This is a genomic window from Faecalicatena contorta (assembly GCF_021531995.1).
Taxonomy (GTDB): Bacteria; Bacillota; Clostridia; order Lachnospirales; family Lachnospiraceae; genus Dorea_A; species Dorea_A contorta_A.
In genome coordinates this window covers 1-25,020 of sequence record NZ_JAFBIZ010000020.1, presented here as the reverse complement: position 1 = coordinate 25,020, position 25,020 = coordinate 1, and the positions used below count along the sequence as shown (strand labels likewise).

Genomic DNA, 25,020 nt, shown 5'->3' with positions numbered 1-25,020 from the left:
GCGCCTTTTTTCATGCTATACTTTTAGCGGAGGACGTTGTGTATGAAGCTGAAAACAAGATTGATCATTGCGTTTATTACGGTGACGATCATCCCGATCGTTCTGAGTGTTACGATCATATGGCTGCTGAGTATGTACCAGATGAGTTCCATTGAAAAAACGTATGGAATCACGGATGCAACATTTGAATCGTTTACGAATTCACTGCAGGTATTGTCGAGAGTGACGGAAGAGCCGTATCATGAACTGACACAAATGTCGCGACAGGAGCCTCAGAAGATGGAAGATGCGACCTGTCTGGATGTATTTAATCGTAAAATAGAAGAAAAGAAAGCATATCTGGTAGTCCGAAAAGACAATACCATTGTGTATGTGGGAACGGATTCGGAAAAAGCGTCGGAAGTCATCAGTCAGCTTCCTGCATATGGAGAATCAACTTATACATCGGAAAATGGTACGTATCTTGGCGGAGATGCACAGGCACTGGTTAAGCAGGTGGACTTTCTGTATGCCGATGGCGAACGGGGAAGTGCGTTTATCGTGTCTGACCTTACCAATGTCATTCCGGAAGTGAGAGAATTCTTCTGGGATATCGTGTTTGGAATTATCCTTGCACTGATACTTACGACGGCATGTTTTGTCCTGTGGATCTATCGGGCTGTCATGGGACCGATCAGGAAGATGCAGTCGGCGGCACAGAATATCAAGGAGGGTAATCTTGATTTTGAACTGCGTCCGGATGCAGATGATGAGCTTGGAGGTCTGTGTCAGGATCTGGAAGAGATGCGCCGCAGGCTGAAGGACAGTGCAGAAGAAAAAGTGAAGTACGATAAAGAGAGTAAGGAACTGATCAGCAACATTTCTCATGATCTGAAGACTCCGGTTACGACGATCAAGGGATATGCAGAGGGAATTATGGATGGTGTTGCCGATACGCCGGAGAAGGTGGACAGATACGTCAGAACCATTTATAACAAGGCAAATGAGATGGACACTCTGATCAATGAGCTGACGCTATATTCCAAGATCGATACGAATAAGATCCCTTATAATTTTAATATCGTCTCTGTAAATGCATATTTCGACGATTGTGCGGAGGATCTGTCGCTGGAACTGGAATCCAGTAATGTAGAGTTCCGGTATTTTAATTACGTAGACCCCAGTGTAAAGGTGATCGCGGATGCGGAACAGATTAAGCGGGTTATCCACAATATCATTAATAACTCTCTGAAATATATGGATAAAACAAGAGGTGTCATCAATCTGAGGGTAAAAGATGTGGGAGACTTCGTACAGATAGAACTGGAAGACAACGGCAAGGGCATCGCCGCAAAAGATCTTCCGAATATATTTGACCGGTTTTACCGTACAGATGCATCGAGGAATTCTGCGACCGGAGGAAGCGGTATAGGATTGTCGGTTGTAAAGAAGATTGTAGAGGAACATGGAGGCAAGATATGGGCTACCAGCAGAGAAAAGACTGGCACGACGATGTATTTTGTTCTCAGAAAATATCAGGAGGTACCGATTCATGAGTAAGATATTGATTGTAGAAGATGAAGAAGCGATTGCAGAATTAGAGCGGGATTATCTGGAATTAAGCGGATTTACGGTTGAGGTTGCCAATGATGGTGAGACGGGACTCAAGAAGGCACTGAATGAAGAATATGATCTGTTTATTCTGGATCTGATGCTTCCGGGGATTGATGGGTTTGATATCTGCCGACAGATCAGGGATGTGAAGAACACACCGATCGTCATGGTATCTGCAAAGAAGGATGATATTGATAAGATCCGGGGCCTGGGGCTTGGCGCGGATGATTATATGACGAAGCCGTTCAGTCCGAGTGAACTGGTTGCCCGAGTAAAGGCGCATCTGGCAAGATATGACCGGCTGACCGGAAGTGCGGTGGAAAAGAACAAGGTCATTGAGATTCGTGGACTGAAGATCGATACGACTGCAAGACGTGTATGGATCAACGGTGAGGAAAAGACATTTACGACAAAGGAGTTTGACCTACTGACGTTTCTTGCGAGTCATCCGAACCATGTATACACCAAGGAAGAGCTGTTCCGGGAGATCTGGGATATGGAATCGATCGGGGATATCGCAACGGTGACGGTGCATATCAAGAAGATCCGTGAGAAAGTGGAGATGGATACGTCGAATCCGCAGTATATTGAGACGATCTGGGGAGTCGGATATCGTTTTAAAATATAAGAAGAGTAAGAGGGGCCGCGGCAAAAGAGATGAGCGATTCATCCGTAGTGCAGCGGCTCCCTTTTTATTAGACCAAGGGGCGAGATTTCATAAAGAAAGACAGACTTTGAAAAAATTGCATTACTGAACCGTAGATTGGTGAGCCTGATGGGCGTATATATTATTTTTATCTTCTGATCTCCTCTTTTTTTACTTTTGTGTGAAATGTTTCAACCTGTTTTCAACATAATTGGGCAATTGTTAAATAACTCAATATCCATGCCCATTATCTCTTCATTTTTCACTAAAAACATAGAGTTATTGGGATGAATCGTTTCGTTTTTCAAGATACGCCCATAAAGCGTGTTATTCAGGTACGCCACCGGAGTACTTGTCACGAGTCGGGATGTTCATTGTATTTGACAGTTTTTTGTATAATCAATATAATGATGCCATAGTGAAGTATTATAGTATCTTAATCTAAACAGAATGGGGACGGATAGATGAAACAGAAAAAGCGGAGTATCAGATGGAATACGATGGGAATTCTGGTGGGAGGATTTCTTGCTGTGATTCTGGCGGGGGCGGTCCTTCTGTGGCTGCCGGTCAGCAATCAGAAGCCCATTACATTTCTGGATGCGTTGTTTACGGCGACGACATCGGTATGTGTGACAGGACTTGTGACAGTGACGCCTGCGACACAGTTTACACTGTTTGGTAAGGTGATACTTCTTATACTGATCCAAATCGGCGGTCTGGGAGTAATTGCATGTGCGACTTCATTTTTTATCATAATAAAACGTAAAATTACGATCAAAGAGAGAGTCCTGATTCAGGAAACCTATAATATGGATACCATCGGCGGCATGGTGGGACTGGTAAAAAAGATCCTGACGGGGACACTTCTGGTCGAGGCAGCAGGTGCGATTCTGTATGCCGTTCAGTTTATCCCGGAATACGGTCCGGCAAAAGGCGCCGGATATGCGCTGTTCCATTCAGTATCGGCATTCTGTAATGCAGGCATAGACATTCTGGGTGATTCCAGTCTTGCAAAGTATGCGCTGAATCCGCTTGTAAATATTACGACTATGCTCCTGATTGTTCTTGGAGGACTGGGATTTACCGTATGGTATGATGTGATCGAAAATGGAAAACGAATCCACAGGCATGAGGTGCCGAAGCGTTGGTGGTTCACACGGCTGAAGCTGCATTCCAAGCTGGCAATCGTGACAACCGCAGTGCTCCTGGGGATCGGAACGTTGCTGACATTGGTGATGGAATATCAGAATCCGGAGACGATCGGGCAGATGAGCTTTGGCGGAAAGCTGATGACTTCTCTGTTTCAGTCGGTGACGACGAGAACTGCGGGATTCTTTACGATACCGCAGGCGAGTATGCATGAGGAGACCAGATTCGTATGTATGATCCTGATGTTTATCGGCGGATCGCCGGGAGGAACTGCCGGTGGAGTGAAGACAACGACGGTTACCATGCTTGTGCTTACCTGTATTACACTGGTGCGTGGCGGACACGATACGGAATGCTTTGGACGCAGGATCTCCAGAAGCAATTTCCGTATGGGGATTACGATCATCATGCTGTCATTTACCATATTCCTGACAGGGACGACGCTGATTGCTATATTTGAACCTGACAGTACCCCGTTTTTGAATATCATGTATGAGACGGCGTCTGCGATCGGTACCGTGGGATTGACAGCCGATGTGACAGCAGGTCTGACGGTGGCGAGTCGGATCGTGATCATGATCATGATGTATACAGGACGACTCGGCCCGATGACACTGGCACTTCTGTTCGCGGGAAAGCCGAATCCGAGAGACCGGATCCGGGAGCTTCCGTCAGAACGGATTATGGTAGGATAATCGGATAGAATATTGGTAGAATATATGTGGAAGATAGATGGGATAGATGGAGGAGTAAAATATGAAAAAACAATATGCGGTATTCGGAATGGGAAGCTTCGGTGAAAGTGTGGCGGTTGCATTGCAGGGACTGGGCTGTGAGGTCGTAGCTGTGGATGACGATATGGAGCGGATCGAAGCGGTTGCGAATCGGGTATCCTATGCGATGAAAGCGGACTTTGGGGAACCGGAAGTGATCCGTTCTCTTGGGGCGAGGAACCTTGACGGAGTCGTGGTCGCGGTTGCGGATAATATGGAGGCCAGTATCATGGCTACACTGGTATGTAAGGAGATCGGGGTACCGTATGTGATCTCAAAGGCGAAGAATGATCTTCATGCGACTGTTCTGAAGAAAATCGGTGCGGATGCAGTTATCTTTCCGGAAAAGGAGATGGGGATCCGGCTTGCCAAGACTTTGATGTCTGCGGACTTTACGGACTGGATTTCTTTGTCGCCGGATTACAGCCTGGTAGAGACTGCGGTTCCGACAAAGTGGATCGGCAGATCGGTGCAGGAACTGGATATCCGAAGGAAATACGGAATCAACGTAGTGGGGATTGAAATCGGAGCAGAGGTGAAGATCGATTTTGATCCGACAGAAAAGCTGGAAAAAGGAATGGTTCTGATTCTGGTGGGTTCCAATGAAATGCTGGAGGAGATTCAGAAGTAAAGACAGGTGCACTTAGGCGATATAGATTGATGTGAGGGAGGAAGCTGCATGATTACAAGCACTTCAAACGCCAGGATTAAGCGACTGGTGAATCTGAAGAAAAAGAGAAAGGCAAGAGATGAAGAAAAGGTGTTTCTTGTAGAAGGAATCCGTATGTTCCGGGAAGTGCCGCTTCGGCAGCTGAGGGAAGTATACGTATCAGAGTCCTTTTACAAAAGGGAAAGAACGGTGATAGAACAGGTACTTGGAAGGTCCGGCATCCGACCGGAGGAATTGTCGGATACGGTATATGCATACGTGTCAGATACGAAGACTCCGCAGGGGATCCTGTGTGTGGTCAGCCAGATGGAATATACAGAGGAAGAGGTCATGGGCGGTACATGTCCGCTGATTCTGGTGCTGGACCGGCTGCAGGATCCGGGCAATCTGGGAACGATTCTCAGAACTGCGGAAGGAGCCGGGGTTACGGGAATCATTATGGATCAAGAATGCGTGGATGTATACAATCCAAAGACGATTCGTTCTACCATGGGTTCTGTATACCGTATGCCATTGCTGCATGTGAAGGATCTGGTGAAAGAGATTCAGAACCTTAGAGCCCGTGGGATACGCACGTACGCTGCACATCTGGAGAGTGCACGGGATTATGACAGGGAAGATTACCGGAGACCCTGTGCGTTTCTGATCGGCAATGAAGGAAACGGGCTTCGAAGAGAGGTCGCAGATGAGGCGGATTCATATATCAAAATTCCGATGTGCGGACAGGTAGAATCCCTGAATGCGGCAATTGCCGCCAGCATCCTGATGTTTGAGGCCGGGCGTCAGAGGAGAGGGCGGGAGCTGTAGGTAAGATTTGATTTCTCTCATAGAGTATAGTAATATAAAAGAATAGCAATACTAAGATGAAAAAGAGAGGACAGAATATGAAGATGATCTATTGGCTGGCAATATTTATCGTTTTGCTGGCGATTGAAATCATTACAATGGGACTGACAACAATCTGGTTTGCCGGAGGCGCACTGATGGCGCTGGCAGCGGGACTTCTGGGATTTGGAGGTACCGTGCAGACGGTTGTGTTCGTAGTGGTATCAGCGCTTCTTCTGATTCTGACGAGGCCGCTTGCAGTAAAGTATTTTAACCAGGAGAGGCTTAAGACCAATGCGGAGAGCCTGATCGGGCAGCGTGCACTGGTGATTGAGGATATCGATACACTGGAGGCCAGAGGCCGGGTGGAGATCAAAGGTCAGGAATGGGCCGCAAAGATGGACGAACCGGATGGAAAGATTGCAAAGAACACGGTAGTCGTTGTCAATGGGATTCAGGGCGTAAAGCTGATTGTAAGGCCCAGAGAGGAGAGAGAATGTTAGGAAGAATTATTGGACAAGTATTGGGAATCATATTATTGGTGATCGTAATTCAGCTTGTGATCTCATGTGTTAAGATCGTAAGACAGGCACAGGCGCTGGTCATTGAGAGACTGGGGGCCTATCAGGCAACCTGGAGCACCGGACTCCATTTTAAACTTCCGATCATTGATCGTGTGGCGAAAAAGGTAGATTTAAAAGAGCAGGTCGTTGATTTTGCTCCACAGCCGGTGATTACCAAAGACAATGTAACGATGCGGATTGATACGGTCGTATTTTACCAGATCACAGATCCGAAGATGTTCTGCTATGGTGTTGCGAATCCGATCATGGCGATTGAAAACCTGACGGCAACCACGCTTCGTAATATCATTGGTGATCTGGAGCTGGATCAGACGCTGACTTCCAGAGAGACGATCAATACCAAGATGAGAGCTTCTCTGGATGTGGCGACAGATCCGTGGGGCATCAAGGTGAATCGTGTGGAACTTAAGAATATTATTCCACCTGCAGCTATTCAGGATGCCATGGAAAAACAGATGAAGGCGGAACGCGAAAGAAGAGAGGCGATCCTGCGGGCAGAGGGAGAGAAAAAGTCGACCATCCTTGTGGCTGAAGGGCAGAAGGAATCTGCGATTCTGGATGCAGAAGCAGAAAAGCAGGCAGCAATCCTGCGTGCGGAAGCGAAGAAGGAAGCCATGATCCGCGAGGCAGAAGGTGAAGCGGAGGCGATCCTCAAGGTGCAGAAGGCCAATGCGGATGGTATTCGATTCCTGAAAGAAGCAGGGGCAGATGAAGCAGTACTTACGATGAAGAGTCTGGAGGCATTTGAAAAAGCGGCGGACGGCAAAGCAACCAAGATTATAATACCGTCTGAGATCCAGGGAATTGCGGGACTCGTAAAATCTCTGGCAGAAACAGGCGCAAAGGACGAAGGATAAAACCATAATGAAAGATTAAGAAAGAAGAGAGGACAAAGCGATGGATTTAAAAGGAAGAAATTTTCTGACACTGAAAGACTTTACTCCTGAGGAGATCACCTACCTTCTGGATCTGGCGGCAGATTTGAAAGAAAAAAAGAAAAATGGTGTTCTGATTGATAAGTACAGAGGAATGAATGTTGCGCTGATCTTTGAAAAAACAAGTACCAGAACCCGCTGTTCTTTTGAAGTGGCAGCACATGATATGGGAATGGGAACAACCTATCTGGATCCGACTGGATCTCAGATTGGCAAAAAGGAAAGTATCGAAGATACGGCGAGAGTGCTCGGAAGAATGTATGACGGAATCGAATACCGTGGATTCGGTCAGGAGATCGTGGAGGAACTGGCAAAATATGCCGGCGTTCCTGTATGGAATGGTCTGACCAATGAATATCATCCGACACAGATGCTGGCAGATCTTCTGACCATCCGTGAACATTTTGGATACTTAAAAGGAATCAAGCTGGTATACATGGGCGATGCCAGATACAATATGGGTAATTCACTGATGATCGCATGTGCCAAGATGGGAATGCATTTTGTGGCATGTACCTCTCCAAATTACTTCCCGAATGAAGAACTGGTAGCAACCTGTCAGGAATATGCAAAAGAAAGCGGTGCAACAATCACACTGACGGAAGATATTGAAACCGGTACGAAAGATGCAGATGTAGTATACACGGATGTGTGGGTATCCATGGGGGAACCGGATGAAGTGTGGGAGGAACGTATCCGTGAACTTTCTCCATATAAGGTAACCAGACAGGTGATGGACAATGCCGGTGAAAAGGCAATCTTTTTGCATTGTCTGCCGTCTTTCCATGATCTTAAGACAAAGATCGGAAAGCAGATACATGACAAATACGGACTGGATGATATGGAAGTTACGGATGAAGTATTCGAGTCTCCACAGTCTAAAGTGTTTGATGAGGCAGAGAACCGTATGCATACCATTAAGGCTGTGATGGTCGCAACTCTGGGAGAGAGATAAGAAGCAGAAATATGAAATCAGAGATATTACGTTTGTTAAAAGAACAGGATGCTTACATATCCGGACAGCAGCTGTGTGAACAGTTTCATGTATCACGCACCGCAGTCTGGAAGGTGATCGAACAACTGAAAAAAGAGGGATATCAGATAGAGGCGGTACGTAATAAAGGGTACCGCCTTATAGACAGTCCGGATGTGATGTCGGGAGCAGAGATTGAAAGCCTGTTGAATACTGCATGGGCAGGGAAGAAGATTGTCTATTATGATGAGACGGATTCCACCAATAATCAGGCAAAAGCATATGGAGAAAAAGGAGCAGAGCACGGTACACTGTTTGTTGCTGATATGCAGGCGGCAGGAAAAGGAAGAAGAGGACGCGCCTGGGTATCTCCTGCCGGAAGCAGCATCTATATGACGATTCTCCTGTATCCGGATATTCTTCCGACAAAGGCACCGCAGCTGACACTGGTTATGGCAATGGCGGTGGCGGAAGGAATCCGCAGCGTGACGGGACTTGAGACAAAGATCAAGTGGCCGAATGATGTTATTATCAATGGAAAGAAAGTCTGCGGGATTCTGACAGAGATGAGTACGGAGATTGATTATATCAACTATGTGGTTATTGGTGACGGAATCAATGTGAATCAGGAGACGTTCCCGGAGGAAATACGTGATACGGCTACTTCGCTTAAGATAGAGACGGGAAGATCTTTCAGACGTTCGGAACTGATTGCTTCTGTTATGAAAAGTTTTGAACAGTTCTACGAAGTATTTATGGAGACGGAAGATCTCTCTGGTCTTCAGGAACAATATAATGCAATGCTGGTCAATCTGGGAAGGGAAGTCCGGGTACTGGAACCGGGACAGGAATATGAGGCATATGCACTGGGAATCAACAGAACCGGAGAGCTGATTGTAAAGACCGAAGACGGACAGGAAAAAGAGATATACGCCGGAGAAGTATCGGTAAGAGGAGTGTATGGATATGTATGATGGAAAAGTCGTTCTGTGTGGAGCAAATGCTTATGAAGAGAAATATTATCTGAATCCGGATTTTGAACAGCTGCCGGAGGAGGTTAAGAATGAACTGAAGATCATGTGTGTACTTTATGTACATGATGTGGGAGGAATTCTGACACTGGTGTACGAAGAAGACGGAGAACTCTGCTTTGAAGTGACATCTGAAGAATTTGATCCGATGTTTGACGATATCGGAAGTCAGTTGAAGATCAAGGAGCTTCAGAGAGAAAAGCAGGATCTTCTGCAGGCGCTGCAGCTGTACTACAGAGTTTTCTTCCTGGGAGAAGATGTGGAAGAAGAACAGGCAGAGGAATAGGAGGAACAAGATGCTTCTGGTAATTGATGTAGGAAATACCAATATTACACTGGGGGTTTTTGAAGGCGAGACGCTTCGCGGAACGTTTCGAATGACAACGAAGATGGCACGAACCTCAGATGAATATGGTATTGCGATTAAGGAAATATTGGAGTGCCGGGGAATTGACGCAAAAAAGATCGGGGCGGTTATTATTGCGTCCGTAGTTCCGGCAGTCATGCATTCTCTGGGAAGTGCGATCATCAAGTATTTTGATGTCAAGCCGATCGTGGTGTCTGCCGGAATTAAGACCGGGATTCGTATCGTGACAGAGAATCCAAGGCAGGTGGGATCTGACCGTATTGTAGATGCAGTAGGTGCATATACGCTGCATGGCGGACCGGTTATCGTTCTGGACTTCGGAACAGCAACCACATATGACCTTGTGGGTCCGGACGGAACGTTTGAGGCAGGGGTGACTGCACCGGGAATCCGGACATCCGGACAGGCTCTGTGGGGAGAAGCAGCGATGCTTCCATCCATCGAGATTGTGAAACCAGCGTCTATTCTGGCGAAGGAGACGGTCTCCAGTATGCAGGCCGGTCTTGTGTATGGACAGATCGGACAGACGGAATATATTGTCAATAAGATGAAGGAAGAATCCGGATACACCAATGCAAAGGTTGTGGCAACCGGAGGCCTTGGAAAAATGATCGCAGCCGAGACGGATGTGATTGATATCTATGATTCTCAGCTTACGTTGAAGGGACTGCGGATCATATACGAGAAGAATAAGAGAAGATAGAGAATCAGGAGATCAACACAGCATGAAGATTGGAAATGTACAGCTGGAGAATCCATATATTCTGGCTCCGATGGCCGGAGTCACAGACCTGCCGTTCCGCCTGCTCTGCAAAGAGCAGGGAGCAGGTCTTCTTTGTATGGAAATGATCAGTGCAAAAGCACTGCAGTATAAAAATAAGAATACGAAAGTTCTGCTTTCCATCCATCCCCAGGAATATCCGGTGTCTCTGCAATTGTTCGGATCCGATCCGAAGATCATCAGTGAGATGGCAAAGGAGATTGAAGAGCTTCCGTTTCAGATCCTGGATATTAATATGGGATGTCCGGTTCCGAAAGTTGTCAAAAACGGAGAGGGTTCCGCGCTGATGAAGAATCCAAAGCTGATCTATGAGATCGTAAGTCAGACGGTAAAAGCGATTCAGAAGCCGGTCACGGTCAAGATCCGGAAAGGATTTGACGAGGATCATGTCAATGCGGTTGAGGTGGCAAAGGTAATCGAAGAAGCCGGTGCATCGGCAGTGGCCGTTCACGGGAGAACGAGAGAACAGTACTATTCCGGAAAAGCAGACTGGGATATCATTCGCCGGGTAAAGGAGGCGGTCTCCATACCGGTCATCGGAAACGGAGATGTCACTTCCGGAGAACGGGCGCTTGCTATGCGGGAGCAGACCGGGTGTGACGGAATTATGATCGGGCGCGGCGCGCAGGGCAACCCCTGGATTTTCCGTGAGCTTGTGGAGTATGACAGAACCGGAATACTTCCGCAAAGACCATCCAAAGAACTCATTAAGGGAACCATGCTTCGGCATGCGAGACTGCAGATCGAATTTAAAGGTGATTATCTGGGCATCCGCGAGATGAGAAAGCATGTGGCGTGGTACACAAAAGGCATGAAAGGATCTGCTAAGCTTCGGGATGAGATCAATCAGGTGGAGTCTTATGAAGAACTGGAGCAGCTTTTGGATGAAAGATTGTCATAGAAAAAGATTCATAAAACAGAGCAATCTGACATATACTGAATCAATCATCACAGTTCCCTGTAATTGTCGATCACAGGGAAAAACTGATTGCGGGCAATAAGAGAAAAATGATTGACACGCTGTGATCGATTATGTATAATAATGAAATTGTGAAAGTATCTTTATGATTCCTTTGCGGCCGGATGTACCGAAAAAGCAGACAGTGAAAGCGGACATGCAGGGGGATATTTCAGATAGATGAAGAGGGCTTTTTGAGAACTGAAAAGTTTTATAAGGAAAGAAAGGAAGCAGGACACATGGAAACAAAGAAAAAATTACTTACGTATGCAGGCTTGAAAGCACTGGAAGATGAGCTTGAGAATCTGAAGGTTGTAAAGCGTAAAGAGGTTGCCCAGAAGATTAAAGAAGCAAGAGAGCAGGGCGATTTATCTGAGAATGCAGAGTACGATGCAGCGAAAGACGAACAGCGTGACATCGAGGCTCGTATTGAAGAACTTGAGGGAATCCTTAAGAATGCGGAAGTAGTTGTAGAGGATGAAGTAGATTTTGACAAGATTAATGTTGGATGTACCGTAAAGGTATATGATAAGACATTTGACGAAGAGATGGAATTCAAGCTTGTTGGATCAACAGAGGCGAACAGCCTGGAAGGCAAGATCTCCAATGAATCTCCGGTAGGTCAGGCACTGATCGGGAAAAAAGTAGGAGATTCTGTTGAGGTTGAGACACAGGCAGGCGTGATGGAATACGAAGTATTGCACATCAGCCGCAGTATGTAAGCATTATCACTCAGTCAGACATTCATTCAGGCCCCTCGCATTCGAGAGGTCTGAATTCAAATAAGGAAGGAGAAGAGAAAAGTGGCTGAACAGCAGAAAAAAGGACAAGAACCAGATATTAACCAGTTAAGGAAGGTTCGCCGTGAGAAACTGGCAGACCTTCAGGCAAATGGACAGGATCCATTTCAGATTACAAAGTATGATGTAACCGCTCATGCAGCAGAGGTAAAAGAGAATTTTGAAGAGCTGGAAGGAAAACAGGTATCCCTGGCAGGACGTATCATGCAGAAGCGTGTGATGGGAAAAGCTTCTTTCTGCAACATTCTTGATCAGAGCGGCAATATCCAGTCTTATGTTGCAAGAGACAGTATCGGAGAAGAGCCTTATAAACAGTTCAAGAAGATGGATATCGGTGACATCGTTGGAATCGAAGGTGAAGTGTTCAAGACAAAGACAGGTGAAATCTCCATTCATGCATCTGCTGTAACATTGCTCTCCAAGAGTCTTCAGATCCTTCCGGAGAAATACCATGGACTGACCAATACGGATATGCGTTACCGTCAGAGATACGTAGACCTGATCATGAATCCGGAGGCAAGAGATACATTTATCAAGAGATCCAGGATCGTCAGCGCAATCCGCAGATACCTGGACGGACAGGGCTTCCTGGAGGTAGAGACTCCGATGCTGGTAAGCAATGCCGGAGGTGCTGCCGCAAGACCGTTCGAGACACATTTCAATGCACTGAATGAAGACTTTAAGCTTCGTATCTCTTTGGAATTGTACTTAAAGAGACTGATCGTAGGCGGTCTTGAGAGAGTATACGAGATTGGACGTGTATTCCGTAACGAAGGCCTGGATACCAGACACAATCCGGAATTTACGCTGATGGAGCTGTATCAGGCATATACCGATTATAACGGAATGATGGATCTGACAGAGAATCTGTACCGCCATGTGGCACAGGAAGTTCTCGGTACCACACAGATCGTATATAAAGGGGTTGAGATCGACCTCGGAAAGCCATTCGAGAGAATTACCATGGTGGATGCCGTTAAGAAATATGCCGGTGTTGACTGGAATGAAGTGGAGACACTGGAGCAGGCAAGAGCACTTGCGGATGAGCATCATGTAGAATATGAAGAGAGACATAAGAAGGGCGATATCTTAAGCCTGTTCTTCGAGGAATTTGCAGAAGAGCATCTGATCCAGCCGACATTCGTTATGGATCATCCGATTGAGATCTCTCCGCTGACCAAGAAGAAACCGGAAGACCCGAATTACGTAGAACGTTTCGAGTTCTTCATGAACGGATGGGAGATGGCCAATGCTTACTCTGAGTTAAATGACCCGATCGACCAGAGAGAACGTTTCAAAGATCAGGAAGAACAGCTTGCACAGGGGAACGATGAAGCTAATACAACGGATGAAGATTTCCTGAACGCACTGGAGATCGGTATGCCGCCGACAGGCGGAATCGGATTCGGTATCGACAGAATGTGTATGCTGTTGACCGGATCAGAAGCAATCAGAGATGTATTGCTCTTCCCGACAATGAAGTCCTTAGATGGTGTAAATAAGAAAAATGATGTAAATAATACAGCTTCTGAAGCACCTGAAAAAAATGTAAAAACTGAGTCTGAAAAGATTGATTTTTCTAAGGTAAAGGTAGAGCCTTTATTTGAGGAATTTGTTGATTTTGATACATTCAGCAAGTCAGATTTCCGTGCAGTAAAGGTTAAAGAGTGTGTTGCAGTACCGAAGTCAAAGAAACTGTTACAGTTTACTCTTGATGACGGAACAGGCACAGACAGAACAATTTTAAGCGGTATTCATAGCTTTTATGAGCCGGAAGAACTGGTTGGAAAGACTCTTATTGCTATCACAAATCTTCCACCGAGAGCTATGATGGGCATTGACTCTTGTGGTATGCTTCTCAGTGCTATCCACGAAGAAGAAGGCGAAGAAAAGCTTCATCTTCTGATGGTAGATGACCACATTCCGGCAGGTGCAAAGCTCTATTAAGATGATGTAAAGATGTACCGTTTTACCAAATAGACGGGACGTACTTCATTTGATAAAAAACTAAAAAAACAGCGATTTACATCAAACTTACATCAATTGATGCAGAAATCGGTGCAAGCAAGAAAAAATCGCATAATTAGTGCAATGAGTGGGCAATTCCAATCGGAGTTGCCCATTTTTAAAACAAACAGAAATATAAATCGGAAGTTTTTTAAGTAAATTACAACTCTACGGAGCATAGAAACCGCTAAAACTCACCATATTCTACGTTACGTGGGTGTAAATAAACAGTGGGAATTTATACAATGAATCCAGAAAGGAGGACACGAACCTATGGACCAAATTAAGATAGGTAAATTTATTGCTGAAGAAAGAAAAGCAAAAAAATATACTCAACGGGAATTGGCAGATAAGCTTAGTATCAGCGATAAAACAATCTCAAAATGGGAAAGGGGTAATGGTTTCCCAGAAGTATCATTGTTACTTCCACTTTGCAATGAACTAGAAATTACAGTAAATGAACTTCTATCTGGTGAAAGATTGCAAGCGATGGATTATAAAAAGAAAGCGGAGGAAAATATGGTGAATTTAGTGAAAGAAGCTCAAGAGAGTAAAAAGAAGATTATAATGTCTGCAATGGTTAGTGTTTTGGTAATTGTTGCAGCAGTACCTTTATTTGTTGTTGCGGGAATGTTTGAAATGCAGGTATGGACCAGAGTGCTATTGATGGGGATTGGATTTGTAATAATGGTAATGGGAATCGCTATTGCATGTGTATTAGACAGAGAAGCAGGAGCCTTTGAATGTCCTGAATGCAAGGAGCGATTTGTTCCTGATATGAAATCCTATGTTATGGGACCTCATACAATTACCAAAAGAAAGTTAACTTGTCCAAAATGTGGATGTACAAAATATTGCAAACATGTTTTAACCAGATAAGGTGAAACTTTCAGTTTGCCAACTTGCCCTTTGAGAGAGGAGAAATCCCTTTCTCAAAGGGCTTTTTCTATTTATATGAATATTCGCAAACTACAAGATAAAGCCAAAACTTCATATACTCTAAGCACAAGGAGGTTGAGGTTTGGCTATGAATAACAGTTTAGCAGAAGTACACCCGGAACTTGTTCCTGAGTGGTCAGAGAAGAACTTACCGCTTAAACCTGATGAGATTACTTTCGGTTCAAATAAAAAAGTATGGTGGAGAGGTGCTTGCGGTCACGAATGGCAGACAAGCGTTAAGGCTCGTTCTAATGGAGAAAAATGCCCGATATGTTCCGGTGCGAGAGTGATTGCAGGGATTAACGATTTGGCGACATTAGAGCCGCTACTGGTAAAGCAGTGGTCGAAAAAGAATAAGATAAAACCGACAGAGGTTTCTATTGGTTCTCATAAGAAAGTGATTTGGAGATGCGAGAAAGGTCACGAGTGGGAAGCTGTCGTTAAGAGCAGGACAATAAATAAAACGGGTTGCCCGTATTGCTCTCATAATAAAGTGTTGGCAGGATTTAATGACCTTGCAACGTTTCTGCCGGATATAGCTGCCGAGTGGTCGGACAGAAATTATCCGTTACTTCCAACTCAGGTTACGGTCTTTGCCAATCGTAAGGCTTGGTGGAAGTGTAAGGATTGCGGCAGAGAATGGAACACCCTTATTTCTACTCGTTCTGGTGGCAGTAAATGCCCGTATTGCAGTGGGTACATATTCCTGAAAGGGTTTAACGATTTGCAGACAACACACCCTGAAATTGCTTCGGAGTGGTCGGAGAAGAACTTGCTATTGAAGCCTGATGAAGTAAATGCAAAGGCGAAAAAAAATGTCTGGTGGAGGTGTAGTAAATGCGGTAACGAGTGGAAATCAGTTATCAATGCCCGTGTGAAAGGGACGGTATGCCCCGTTTGTGCGGAGAGAGAAGTCCTTGCCGGATATAATGATTTGGCGACAACGGACAGTCAGCTTCTCAGTGAATGGGATTATGAACAGAATAAATTGAAGCCGACAGAGGTATCACGAACTTCAGCAAAGAGAGCGTGGTGGAAATGCAGGCACGGTCATTCATGGAGTATGAAGATAAATGAAAGAACGATATTGAAGAAAGGCTGTCGAATTTGTGAGCAGGAGTATTTGTCATTATTTCCTGCTTTGGCTGTCAGCTATTATTCTAATAAGAAAGGCTTGAAAGCAGAACTTGGTTCTGACCGATTGCTTGGAGTTCCGCTTGAAACATACATACCTTCAGAAAAGTTGGCTATTGAGTCAGGAAGTGCTGATGAGAATTTAGAAATAATGAAAGCATATATGTGCAAGCAAAGAGGAATAAGGCTGATTAAGCTGCCGATGAAAGGCACAGAACTGGATTATGCCAATAATTTAAAGAAAGCTTTTCAGAGCGTACATATATTTATTTCTTCCGATACCGAGGAAGATGTGGAGATAATCAAAAATACATTTGAAAGATGGAGGGACAGCCAATGAGAGAGAAAGCCTATCATCTATACTTAAATGAAGAAGAACGAAGCCGAGTGATACAATCGCTCATTGAACTGAAAAACAATTTAGCAGCCCAGGGACGATACACCGACGCAGTAGATGATGTCCTCTGCAAAGTGCTTGGAGCAAAGAAAAAGAAATTGAAAATTGAATACATTTAGAACGTGTTTTGCCGTCTGTTTCTTAACAGGAGCAGGCGGCTTTTTTTATTTCAAAAATTTTTTAAAAAATTTTTGAAAAAGCGGAGATTTTGGGTGTGCATTTCATACCCCTTTGTCCAAATGAGTGAAGGGGTTCATTCCGGATAGCAAAAACGGAAGCCTTTTCGCTTGAAAATTGAATAAGTCATTCACTAAGACTTTCTTTCTGATGATAGCCACTTTAGCAGGTACGCCGTGATTTCTGTATTTCAGAATAGCGAGAACTCCGGTTATGAGTATCAGGTTGCTCCTGATATGGCGATGACAGTCAGAATGATAATGATACTTCTCTACGGAGCTGGCGGAGTACCCGGCAGAGGTTAGAATCCTATGATACAGATAAGCAGTCTGTTCCTTAGTGACTTCCCATAAGCATTTTGCTTGGCAAGGGGTGTTGAGAACAAATATTGCTATGACCGATTAGGAAATGAGTCGGTCAGGTACATAGCCATAATGCGGTGGCTATGAATTTTCAGAAAGGAGGGCAAAAAGAAGTGTCAAACTGCAAAACGATTTCCGTATGTAACCAGAAAGGCGGAGTCGGAAAAACCACCACAACAGTTAATCTTGGAGTCGGGCTTGCAATGCAGGGCAAGAAAGTATTGCTTATTGACGCAGACCCGCAGGGAGATTTAACGACTTGTCTTGGTTGGCAGGATACAGACGGCTTGGGTATCACGCTTGCAACGAAACTCACAGATGTAATCAATGAAACGATGACAGACCCTATGGTTGGTATCCTGCACCACGAAGAAGGTGTTGACCTTGTTCCGGCAAACCTTGAGCTTTCAGCAATGGAATTTAACCTTATGAACGCAATGAGCAGAGAAACTACACTCAAGAACTATCTGAGTCAAGTGAAGAACAGATATGATTATGTAATTATAGACTGTATGCCTTCACTTGGTATGGTTACTCTCAATGCTTTATCGGCGGCAGACAGTGTTATCATTCCGGTTCAGGCTCAGTATTTGCCTGCAAAGGGTATGACACAGCTTGTGCAGACCATTTCAAAAGTAAAGAAGTATATCAATCCGGATATTAAGATAGACGGTATGCTGCTTACTTTGGTGGATAGCCGAACAAACCTTGCAAAGAGTACGGTAGAAGCACTCAGGGCGAATTTCGGTAATCAGATAAGAATGTATCGAACACAAATCCCGATTGCCGTAAAAGCCGCTGAAACTTCTTCCAAAGGTAAAAGCATTTATGCTTATGAGCCAAACAGCACAGTGTCTAAGGCATACGCTGAATTTACAAAGGAGGTGTTAGCCGATGGCAGGAAGAAAGAGCGACTTCACTCTCACGAAGCTCGATGATTTATTTACCACGCAGGCACAGCGAGATGAAGAACAGCTTTCAAAAATCCGAGATATTCCGTTGGAGCTGATTGATGATTTTCCCGACCACCCGTTTAAGGTCAGGGACGATGAAGATATGATGCAGCTTGTGGAGAGTGTCAAGGAAAGAGGAGTGATTACTCCGGCAACGGTAAGGCAGAAAGAGGACGGCAGATATGAACTTGTTTCAGGACACAGACGAAAGCGAGCTTGTGAACTGGCAGGATTTGAAACCCTGAGAAGTGAGATTGTAGACCTGAACAGAGATGAAGCGACCATTTTAATGGTTGAAAGTAATTTCCAGAGGTCAGAGATATTGCCGAGTGAAAAAGCCTTTGCCTATAAAATGCGTTTGGAAGCAATGAAAAGGCAGGGACAAAGAACAGATTTAACTTCTACACCACTGGTGGAGAAGTTGGCAGGTAAAGATGCCCTTTCGGTTTCTCGTATTGGAGAAGAAGTAGGGGAAAGTCGTGAACAAATACGCAGGTATATTCGTCTGACAAACCTTGTTCCTGAACTGCTTGAATTTGTTGATGAGGGGCGTATTAAAATGCGTCCTGCCGTAGAACTTTCTTATCTTGATGAAGATTGCCAGCGTGATGTGGTTGACGAAATCGACTTGAATGACGCAACCCCGTCACACGACCAGACAATCCGTATGCGAAAGTTATTCAACGAGGGCAACCTTACAACAGAAGCAATCCACGCTGTTATGTCTGAGGAAAAGCCGAATCAAAAGGAAAAAATCGTGTTGAGGGGCGACAGAGTAAGACAGCTTATCCCGAAAAACATTCCCGTCAGTCAGACGGAGGATTTTGTCTGCAAAGCATTGGAGCATTACAACAAGTTCTTGCGTAACCGTGCAGAGCGTGACAGCAGATAGCCTGATTTACAGTTCCCCTTTCTCGCACTCTAACCCCTTAGTTATACTTCTACCTACCGAAAATGATATATATTATCTCACTTGAATATAACTATCTCAAAGTATATGTCTATCTCTAAGGGGCAATCGCACAGTATGAACGGACTGGAGGTGTATGGTAAAATGAAAAATTAACGAAAAATCCGCATTTGTTTTTCGGCAGGTAAATCTTGTCGTAAGAGAAAATCCACAAAGGCACATCGTAGAGATACGGTGTGTTTTTCAATTTTTACAGGAGGAAACGCAATGATAAAGTCAAAATTCAAAAGAGTCACGTCGCTTTTCTTGGCGACCCTTATGTGTGTGACCACTTTTGCAGGCATTGGCTCGACAACAGCATATGCTGCTTCGGGAGAAAAAGCCGATGTTTATATGGTCGATTTCCCTCGTGATGGCGATGCTAATTACGATGGGGTATGGGGACACAGCAATTTGACCTTGAAAAATGGTTGGCATACCGGACGTTCCAATTTTACCAATCTTAAGGCTATTGGCTCATACTCAGGCAATGTTGCTTATTGTATTGAGCCGGGAATTTCGCTCAAGGTCGGTCAGACAATGAATAAGTATGACGAAAATTATTTTAATAACCTTGCAGCCAACGGGGTTATTTCCGGAGATGAAATCCGTCTTTTCGTTGGTCGTATTTTACAGTATGGCTACCGTGGGACAATCTCGACATCTTGGAGGTCACAGAATGAAGCGGCAGCAAACAGCATTGCACAGGCTTATGCTACACAGCTTCTTATCTGGGAAACTGTTATCGGAGAGCGTGATGCAAACTTCAATCATGTAGCAGCCAGTGGTTGTAGCAATGTGAAAGATGTCATCAATGCAAAGCATCCGCTCCGCAATAAGATTTTCAGTTATTACAACAGTATGGTACAGAGTGTACAGAACCATGCGACCATACCAAGCTTTTGTAACAAATCATCCGGTTCGGCAAAGACAATAGAACTTGAGTGGAACGGAAGCAAGTACACAACTACTCTGACAGATTCCAATAATGTGCTGTCCAAATATAATTTCAAGGCAAGTATCAGTGGAGTGAGCTTTTCAGTGAATGGTAACAAACTTACTGTTTCTATGGATACTGCACCGAGTAAGGAATTTACCATTACCGCAACCAAGAAAAATGCAGTCCGCAGAGGTGTGGTTGTATGGTCAGAGGGTAAACATGGTCAGAACTCCAGTGTGCAGGATGTTGTCAGCTATGCTCAGGAAGTAAGCGACAGTATCAACGGTTTTGTGAAGATGAAAGTCAGCTATGGTTCTTGTCAGATTGTAAAGACCAGTGAGGACGGCAAGGTTGACGGTATCAACTTCACGATTACTGGAAACGGTATCAATCAGACAGTTACAACAGCTAATGGCGGTAAGTTCCAGATTGATAATCTTATGCCGGGTATCTATACTGTAACCGAGCAGGCATACGATAAGTACGAGCCGCAGGAAACACATAGGGTTACTGTTGTAGCAGGACAGGTTGCAAAGGTCAATACACCGACTACGGCTGTCCTTATGTTCAGGAAAACTGCGATATGGAGCTTCCAAGCGACAATATCATTATCTACGGTCATCATATGAACGACGGCTCTATGTTCGCCGGTCTTATGAAATTTAAGGACAAGAGCTTTTGGGAAAAGCACAAAACAATATCCTTTGATACACTGACCGACAGACAGACCTATGAAGTAATTGCCGTGTTCAAAACCGTAGTATATACGGACAGTCCTGAAAGTTTCAAATACTATCAGTTCATCAATGCGGAAACCGACGAGGATTTCACAGCCTATGTTGAGAAGTGCAAGGAACTGTCGCTTTACGATACCGACGTAACCGCTGAATACGGCGACAAGCTCTTAACTCTTTCCACCTGTGAGTATTCCCGGACAAACGGCAGACTCGTTGTAGTGGCTAAGCTCATTAACGAATAACGCAACAGTTGGTTCAGCCTGCATAGGAAGGAGGGATTGTATGGCTGATATTAAAACGAAAGACAATGCAAAAGGTACGATACGAACCATAGATAAGGCTGCCGTTGCAACCCAACGAATGAAGCAGGCGTATATCGCTACAAAAGAAAAGGCAGAACGGTCGGTAAATGCCAACAGCAGCTCTGCCGAGGAATACGCTTCCGATAAGCTGGAAAGCGGTATTGATGAGGTGGTTCACGATGGTGCTTATGCGTTTGACAAGGTGGGACGAAAAGGATTTGAAACCACAAAAGAGAATATCCGCACCGCAAAGGACGGTATTCAGCGTTTCAAGCAGCAGCGAGCCGAGCAGTCTTTACGAAAACAGGCTTCGCATAACACAAGCTCTGCGATTAAGACTGTTGACAAGGCGGAAAAGACCATAAAGCAGTCTGCCACTTCCTCCGGAAAGAAAACCATTAAGTTTGCCGGAAAAGAAGCAACCAAGACCGCACAGAAATCAGTTAAGACGGCTGAACAGACTGCAAAGACAGCAATAAAGACAAGTCAGCAAGCGGCTAAGGCGGCACAGAAAACAGCTCAGGCGACAGTTAAGGCTTCGCAGAAAGCAGCACAGGCGGCAAAAGCCACAGCCAAAGCAACAGCCGCTACGATTAAAGCCGCAGCCAAAGCCACCGTTGCCGCAGTAAAAGCAATCATAGCGGCGGTAAAAGGTCTTATTGCCGCTATCGCTGCCGGCGGCTGGGTTGCGGTGGTGGTTATTATTGTTCTATGCCTTGTCGGTTTAATTGCGGGTTCTGTGTTCGGTATCTTCTTTTCGGGAGAGGATTCCGGCACGGGAATGTCTATGCAGACAGTCGTTCAGGAAATCAATCAAGAATATGATGACCGATTGGAACAGGAAAAGAACTCTGTAAGCTATGATGTGCTTGAAATGAGCGGAAGCAGAGCTGTTTGGAAAGATGTTCTTGCGGTCTATTCTGTTAAAGTGAATACCGACCCCGACAATCCGATGGAGGTTGCTACGGTTGATGAAACCAAGAAGCAGCTACTGTCGGATATTTTTTGGGAGATGAACGATATTTCTTCCCGAACAGAAACGAAAACTCATACCGAAATCGAAGAAAGCGACGACGGACACGGCAATATCGTACAGACCGAAACCACAGTAACCGAAACATTCCTGTATATCAAGGTATCGCACAAGACCGTTGATGAAATGGCGGCTATGTACGGCTTTAATCAGGAGCAGAAAGATTATCTTGCCGAGCTGTTGCAGGACGAAAACAATCAACTATGGTCTCAGGTGCTTTACGGTATCGGATACAGCGACGACCAAATCGTAACGGTTGCTCTGTCTCAGGTAGGTAATGTAGGCGGTCAGCCTTACTGGTCTTGGTACGGATTTGACTCCCGTGTAGAGTGGTGTGCCTGCTTTGTTTCTTGGTGTGCCAACGAGTGCGGATATATCGACGCCGGTATTATTCCGAAATATGCCGGCTGTGTAAACGGCGTTCAATGGTTCAGAGACCGAGGACAATGGGCAGACGGTTCGTATGAGCCTTCGCCCGGTACAATTATCTTCTTTGACTGGGAGGGCGACGGTGTGACAGACCACACCGGTATCGTTCAGAAATGCGAAAACGGTACAGTCTATACCGTTGAGGGCAACTCAGGCGACACTTGCAGAACCAAAACATATCCGGTTGGAAGTTCTGTTATCTTCGGATACGGGATACCAGCCTATTAAAAAAGACGGCAGAGCTGACGGTTTTACTGTTCGGCTCTGCCGTGATTTTTGTTTTGAGTCAAATTATAGAAAAAGTCATAAATAGATGCTATAATGAATAAATGAGTTGATACTGTAGGAGATGTATTATGGAGCCGGAACTTTTTCTCTTGGAAATGGCTGGAACAGAGGAATGTAAAAGTATTACATACAAGCGTTTAGCTATTCGTGAATTTATGGGATTATATTTTTCTCAAAAAAGGAAAATAGGACAGATTGACCCGTTCATGATTCCCTTTGGGAAGGTTATAAAAAACAGCATTAAAGAATATGAAGTGAATATTGACGACCTTGTAAAATATATGATTGATAACGATAAATCAAATTGTGCTCTATTCGCTGCAACAGCGTGGTTTAAGCCAAAAGCGGAACTGTCATCAGGAGCATATTATTCAGCCATTGCTAAATATAAAATAATAACTCCATTTGTAGAAGAAGTAGATCTCGATGCAGTCGCTCTAATGGTAGTATGTTTTGTATTCGATAACTTAACCCCAACCAAAATAGATATTAGGGAGTTCGTCAAAGAAGAAGTCTTTGCATATCCCACCAATCAGTACGGATTAACCAAAGTGAATGGTGCTGTGTTTAAGTTGGACGGACTTATTTTTGATGGAAAAGGTTATTATTATAATATCCTTACGAACAAAGCACCAGTAAATTCAAGAGATACAATGGTAGGATTTGCAAGGATTATACACGATGAAACAAAGAATTGCGATATTCTGTACCGTTTGGATGAACGACTTTCTGTACCTGAGTCAGAATATTATGATTATACTGGTGCAGCGTTTGCAAAATTTCGTGGCCCGCAATTTAATTTTGATAGAAGCAAGCTCAATGGAAAGAAAACCATTACTGTTCATATTGATGAAGAAACAATGGACAAACTGTTAATGGTAGTTAAGCAAGGAATCGACCAAAACACCGGAGAAGAATTTTGGCATATAGAGATTGAAACATTACCATACAGAGATTCGACAAATGGTTATGTCATCACAACATTTCTACACGGAATGTATTATCCTCATAAAGATGTATTTACACACATCGACTACACAAAGAATCAATATAGCGGCAATGTGTACTCGCAGAAATATGCGGATAGTCAGAATGGTATTCCTGTTGACCAATATACAGAAACACGGGATTTGCATTACAAAATATGGTGCATTGAAAATGGCGAGTTTACAAGAGAGACTTGGTATAAGTTAATGATAATATCTTTATCTGATTCGTATCAAAGATTATTAAATGAAATTTTGGCATAAGGCATAAATTAAGATAAAAAATAATTGTAAATGCGGCAGAGCGTAACAGATAAACCTGTTTGCCTGCCGTTTTTATCAAATGTAAAATCGCACATTTGATATTATTCGAGATGATGGTTATGATATAAGAAAAAGATTAGAGGTGACTGATGTGAGTAAAACATATTTTGACCTACCATCCCGTTTGGAAAGAGATTTTGCAGAAATTGACAGTAAAATTGTAATGAATCTGTATGATACTAATAATGAATATGCTCAGTTGCAGCAACAGATTTCTGACTTAACGAAAAAGTATCCTTTTATAGAAAATGTTATAGAGGGAGAGGGTGAAATCCATATTTCTAATGATGAACACGAAGTTCTTGTTCAGTATTTTAAGTTGAACCGAAAATTGAGCGATATGGAACGTCTGCATATTTATTTTTGCGGACACACAGATGCAGTTGCTTATCTTAAAAAAATCAAAGCAATATAATGAAGAAAGGGCACGGTGTAAAAATCCGTGCCTTTATATCTCCTATTCTTTTGCCTTACATAGACCGCTGACCGTTGCTTCTATTACGAGCAACTCTTTATCATTTAGTTTGTCGAGTTCTGCGTCTAAGCGTCTGCGGACGGAACTTTTCTTGACCTCATTATCTGGGAATATGTATTCATCAACCGATACACCGAATATCGTCACAAGCTGAATGAACAGCTCCAGACTTGGCTTTTGTCCCTCATTTTCAATCGCTTGAAGATGTCTTGGGTCATAATCTACAATACGAGCAAGCTGCTCTCTGGTCATACCCTTAGCTGTTCGAACTTTCTTGATTGCCTGCCCTATCGGGGTAAAATCGAAGTCAAAATCATTGTTTCTTTCGTCCATAAACTCACCACCTTAGTCTGTAAAATCCTACTATTATATTTTATGTTAATGATTTCATGAGCTGTCACCAGACTGCTCACACGAATTGTCATCAGATTGCTTAACTGCCTGTCATAGATAATGGTGGATTCGCCGCCCGAAAACGGGCGGCTGACTTTTACTTAGTTGTG

General features: G+C 44.2%; 25 protein-coding genes and 1 pseudogene. 25 read left to right on the top strand and 1 reads right to left on the bottom strand.

Features of this window, described 5'->3' with window-relative positions:
* Positions 1-42 precede the first annotated feature (42 nt).
* From JQM82_RS04425 to JQM82_RS04310, 25 genes and pseudogenes are all read left to right on the top strand, one after another.
* The gene (locus JQM82_RS04425; RefSeq protein ID WP_235248822.1) at positions 43-1,539 is read left to right on the top strand and encodes a sensor histidine kinase; all 1,497 of its coding nucleotides are present in this window, start codon (positions 43-45) and stop codon (positions 1,537-1,539) included.
* Positions 1,532-2,221 (top strand): response regulator transcription factor, encoded by a 690-nt coding sequence (locus JQM82_RS04420; protein ID WP_235248821.1) that lies wholly within the window; start codon positions 1,532-1,534, stop codon positions 2,219-2,221. Before JQM82_RS04425 ends, JQM82_RS04420 begins: the two co-directional genes overlap by 8 nt.
* Positions 2,222-2,703: 482 nt before the next feature.
* On the top strand, positions 2,704-4,083 hold the full coding sequence (locus tag JQM82_RS04415; protein ID WP_235248820.1) for a TrkH family potassium uptake protein: 1,380 nt from the start codon (positions 2,704-2,706) through the stop codon (positions 4,081-4,083).
* Between the two features lie 61 nt (positions 4,084-4,144).
* Positions 4,145-4,792 carry a potassium channel family protein gene (locus tag JQM82_RS04410; protein ID WP_235248819.1) on the top strand — a complete coding sequence of 216 codons (648 nt, stop codon included), beginning with the start codon at positions 4,145-4,147 and terminating at the stop codon, positions 4,790-4,792.
* Between the two features lie 48 nt (positions 4,793-4,840).
* The gene (locus JQM82_RS04405) at positions 4,841-5,638 is read left to right on the top strand and encodes a TrmH family RNA methyltransferase (RefSeq protein WP_235248818.1); all 798 of its coding nucleotides are present in this window, start codon (positions 4,841-4,843) and stop codon (positions 5,636-5,638) included.
* 77 nt (positions 5,639-5,715) lie between these two features.
* A complete protein-coding gene (locus tag JQM82_RS04400; protein ID WP_235248817.1) occupies positions 5,716-6,159 on the top strand; it encodes an NfeD family protein in 444 nt (147 codons plus the stop codon).
* Positions 6,153-7,097 (top strand): SPFH domain-containing protein, encoded by a 945-nt coding sequence (locus tag JQM82_RS04395; protein WP_235248816.1) that lies wholly within the window; start codon positions 6,153-6,155, stop codon positions 7,095-7,097. The genes JQM82_RS04400 and JQM82_RS04395 overlap by 7 nt, the downstream gene beginning before the upstream one ends.
* A gap of 40 nt (positions 7,098-7,137) precedes the next feature.
* Positions 7,138-8,130, top strand: a complete 993-nt coding sequence (argF, locus tag JQM82_RS04390; RefSeq protein WP_235248815.1) for an ornithine carbamoyltransferase — start codon at positions 7,138-7,140, stop codon at positions 8,128-8,130.
* A gap of 11 nt (positions 8,131-8,141) precedes the next feature.
* A complete protein-coding gene (locus JQM82_RS04385) occupies positions 8,142-9,122 on the top strand; it encodes a biotin--[acetyl-CoA-carboxylase] ligase (RefSeq protein ID WP_235248813.1) in 981 nt (326 codons plus the stop codon).
* Positions 9,115-9,465: a DUF6145 family protein gene (locus tag JQM82_RS04380; RefSeq protein ID WP_235248811.1), complete on the top strand. Its 351-nt coding sequence runs from the start codon at positions 9,115-9,117 to the stop codon at positions 9,463-9,465. Before JQM82_RS04385 ends, JQM82_RS04380 begins: the two co-directional genes overlap by 8 nt.
* 10 nt (positions 9,466-9,475) lie before the next feature.
* Positions 9,476-10,249 carry a type III pantothenate kinase gene (locus tag JQM82_RS04375; RefSeq protein ID WP_235248810.1) on the top strand — a complete coding sequence of 258 codons (774 nt, stop codon included), beginning with the start codon at positions 9,476-9,478 and terminating at the stop codon, positions 10,247-10,249.
* Positions 10,250-10,271: 22 nt separating this feature from the next.
* The gene (gene dusB / locus JQM82_RS04370) at positions 10,272-11,228 is read left to right on the top strand and encodes a tRNA dihydrouridine synthase DusB (RefSeq protein ID WP_235248809.1); all 957 of its coding nucleotides are present in this window, start codon (positions 10,272-10,274) and stop codon (positions 11,226-11,228) included.
* Positions 11,229-11,524: 296 nt separating this feature from the next.
* Entirely contained in the window at positions 11,525-12,007 is a 483-nt protein-coding gene (gene greA, locus JQM82_RS04365) for a transcription elongation factor GreA (RefSeq protein ID WP_235248808.1), read from the top strand.
* A gap of 81 nt (positions 12,008-12,088) precedes the next feature.
* Entirely contained in the window at positions 12,089-14,032 is a 1,944-nt protein-coding gene (lysS, locus tag JQM82_RS04360) for a lysine--tRNA ligase (protein WP_235248807.1), read from the top strand.
* A 333-nt stretch (positions 14,033-14,365) separates the two neighbouring features.
* Positions 14,366-14,971: a helix-turn-helix domain-containing protein gene (locus JQM82_RS04355; RefSeq protein WP_118057620.1), complete on the top strand. Its 606-nt coding sequence runs from the start codon at positions 14,366-14,368 to the stop codon at positions 14,969-14,971.
* A 148-nt stretch (positions 14,972-15,119) separates the two neighbouring features.
* Positions 15,120-16,505 carry a zinc-ribbon domain-containing protein gene (locus JQM82_RS04350; protein WP_235248836.1) on the top strand — a complete coding sequence of 462 codons (1,386 nt, stop codon included), beginning with the start codon at positions 15,120-15,122 and terminating at the stop codon, positions 16,503-16,505.
* Positions 16,502-16,681, top strand: a complete 180-nt coding sequence (locus JQM82_RS04345) for a hypothetical protein (RefSeq protein WP_235248806.1) — start codon at positions 16,502-16,504, stop codon at positions 16,679-16,681. The genes JQM82_RS04350 and JQM82_RS04345 overlap by 4 nt, the downstream gene beginning before the upstream one ends.
* Positions 16,682-16,915: 234 nt before the next feature.
* Entirely contained in the window at positions 16,916-17,044 is a 129-nt protein-coding gene (locus JQM82_RS16190; protein ID WP_255601781.1) for a hypothetical protein, read from the top strand.
* 170 nt (positions 17,045-17,214) lie between these two features.
* Positions 17,215-18,039 (top strand): ParA family protein, encoded by an 825-nt coding sequence (locus JQM82_RS04340; protein WP_008789315.1) that lies wholly within the window; start codon positions 17,215-17,217, stop codon positions 18,037-18,039.
* On the top strand, positions 17,996-18,946 hold the full coding sequence (locus JQM82_RS04335; protein ID WP_055057186.1) for a ParB/RepB/Spo0J family partition protein: 951 nt from the start codon (positions 17,996-17,998) through the stop codon (positions 18,944-18,946). The genes JQM82_RS04340 and JQM82_RS04335 overlap by 44 nt, the downstream gene beginning before the upstream one ends.
* Before the next feature lie 285 nt (positions 18,947-19,231).
* Positions 19,232-20,572 (top strand): Cys-Gln thioester bond-forming surface protein, encoded by a 1,341-nt coding sequence (locus JQM82_RS04330; RefSeq protein WP_328284201.1) that lies wholly within the window; start codon positions 19,232-19,234, stop codon positions 20,570-20,572.
* Positions 20,485-20,922, top strand: a pseudogene (locus tag JQM82_RS04325) (class B sortase); the annotation flags it as partial. The gene JQM82_RS04330 and the pseudogene JQM82_RS04325, both read left to right, overlap by 88 nt.
* 40 nt (positions 20,923-20,962) lie before the next feature.
* Positions 20,963-22,672, top strand: coding sequence for a CHAP domain-containing protein (locus JQM82_RS04320; RefSeq protein ID WP_235248804.1), 1,710 nt, complete (start codon positions 20,963-20,965; stop codon positions 22,670-22,672).
* Between the two features lie 128 nt (positions 22,673-22,800).
* A complete protein-coding gene (locus JQM82_RS04315; protein WP_117818843.1) occupies positions 22,801-23,982 on the top strand; it encodes a hypothetical protein in 1,182 nt (393 codons plus the stop codon).
* A gap of 151 nt (positions 23,983-24,133) precedes the next feature.
* A complete protein-coding gene (locus tag JQM82_RS04310) occupies positions 24,134-24,457 on the top strand; it encodes a DUF6664 family protein (protein WP_117818842.1) in 324 nt (107 codons plus the stop codon).
* Between the two features lie 42 nt (positions 24,458-24,499).
* On the opposite strand, the gene JQM82_RS04305 is transcribed toward JQM82_RS04310, so the two are convergent.
* Positions 24,500-24,850: a helix-turn-helix transcriptional regulator gene (locus tag JQM82_RS04305; RefSeq protein ID WP_117818841.1), complete on the bottom strand. Its 351-nt coding sequence runs from the start codon at positions 24,848-24,850 to the stop codon at positions 24,500-24,502.
* Positions 24,851-25,020: the final 170 nt, after the last annotated feature.

Bases quoted from the DNA above. Each gene is read 5' to 3' on its own strand.
- JQM82_RS04385 (WP_235248813.1), top strand. From the start codon at position 8,142: ATGAAATCAGAGATATTACGTTTGTTAAAAGAACAGGATGCTTACATA.
- dusB (WP_235248809.1), top strand. From the start codon at position 10,272: ATGAAGATTGGAAATGTACAGCTGGAGAATCCATATATTCTGGCTCCG.
- JQM82_RS04420 (WP_235248821.1), top strand. From the start codon at position 1,532: ATGAGTAAGATATTGATTGTAGAAGATGAAGAAGCGATTGCAGAATTA.
- JQM82_RS04405 (WP_235248818.1), top strand. From the start codon at position 4,841: ATGATTACAAGCACTTCAAACGCCAGGATTAAGCGACTGGTGAATCTG.
- JQM82_RS04415 (WP_235248820.1), top strand. From the start codon at position 2,704: ATGAAACAGAAAAAGCGGAGTATCAGATGGAATACGATGGGAATTCTG.
- JQM82_RS04355 (WP_118057620.1), top strand. From the start codon at position 14,366: ATGGACCAAATTAAGATAGGTAAATTTATTGCTGAAGAAAGAAAAGCA.
- JQM82_RS04335 (WP_055057186.1), top strand. From the start codon at position 17,996: ATGGCAGGAAGAAAGAGCGACTTCACTCTCACGAAGCTCGATGATTTA.
- argF (WP_235248815.1), top strand. From the start codon at position 7,138: ATGGATTTAAAAGGAAGAAATTTTCTGACACTGAAAGACTTTACTCCT.
- JQM82_RS04375 (WP_235248810.1), top strand. From the start codon at position 9,476: ATGCTTCTGGTAATTGATGTAGGAAATACCAATATTACACTGGGGGTT.
- JQM82_RS04315 (WP_117818843.1), top strand. From the start codon at position 22,801: ATGGAGCCGGAACTTTTTCTCTTGGAAATGGCTGGAACAGAGGAATGT.
- JQM82_RS04410 (WP_235248819.1), top strand. From the start codon at position 4,145: ATGAAAAAACAATATGCGGTATTCGGAATGGGAAGCTTCGGTGAAAGT.
- JQM82_RS04305 (WP_117818841.1), bottom strand. From the start codon at position 24,850: ATGGACGAAAGAAACAATGATTTTGACTTCGATTTTACCCCGATAGGG.
- JQM82_RS04425 (WP_235248822.1), top strand. From the start codon at position 43: ATGAAGCTGAAAACAAGATTGATCATTGCGTTTATTACGGTGACGATC.
- JQM82_RS04330 (WP_328284201.1), top strand. From the start codon at position 19,232: ATGATAAAGTCAAAATTCAAAAGAGTCACGTCGCTTTTCTTGGCGACC.
- JQM82_RS04400 (WP_235248817.1), top strand. From the start codon at position 5,716: ATGAAGATGATCTATTGGCTGGCAATATTTATCGTTTTGCTGGCGATT.
- JQM82_RS04395 (WP_235248816.1), top strand. From the start codon at position 6,153: ATGTTAGGAAGAATTATTGGACAAGTATTGGGAATCATATTATTGGTG.
- greA (WP_235248808.1), top strand. From the start codon at position 11,525: ATGGAAACAAAGAAAAAATTACTTACGTATGCAGGCTTGAAAGCACTG.
- JQM82_RS04320 (WP_235248804.1), top strand. From the start codon at position 20,963: ATGGCTGATATTAAAACGAAAGACAATGCAAAAGGTACGATACGAACC.
- JQM82_RS04380 (WP_235248811.1), top strand. From the start codon at position 9,115: ATGTATGATGGAAAAGTCGTTCTGTGTGGAGCAAATGCTTATGAAGAG.
- JQM82_RS04350 (WP_235248836.1), top strand. From the start codon at position 15,120: ATGAATAACAGTTTAGCAGAAGTACACCCGGAACTTGTTCCTGAGTGG.
- JQM82_RS04345 (WP_235248806.1), top strand. From the start codon at position 16,502: ATGAGAGAGAAAGCCTATCATCTATACTTAAATGAAGAAGAACGAAGC.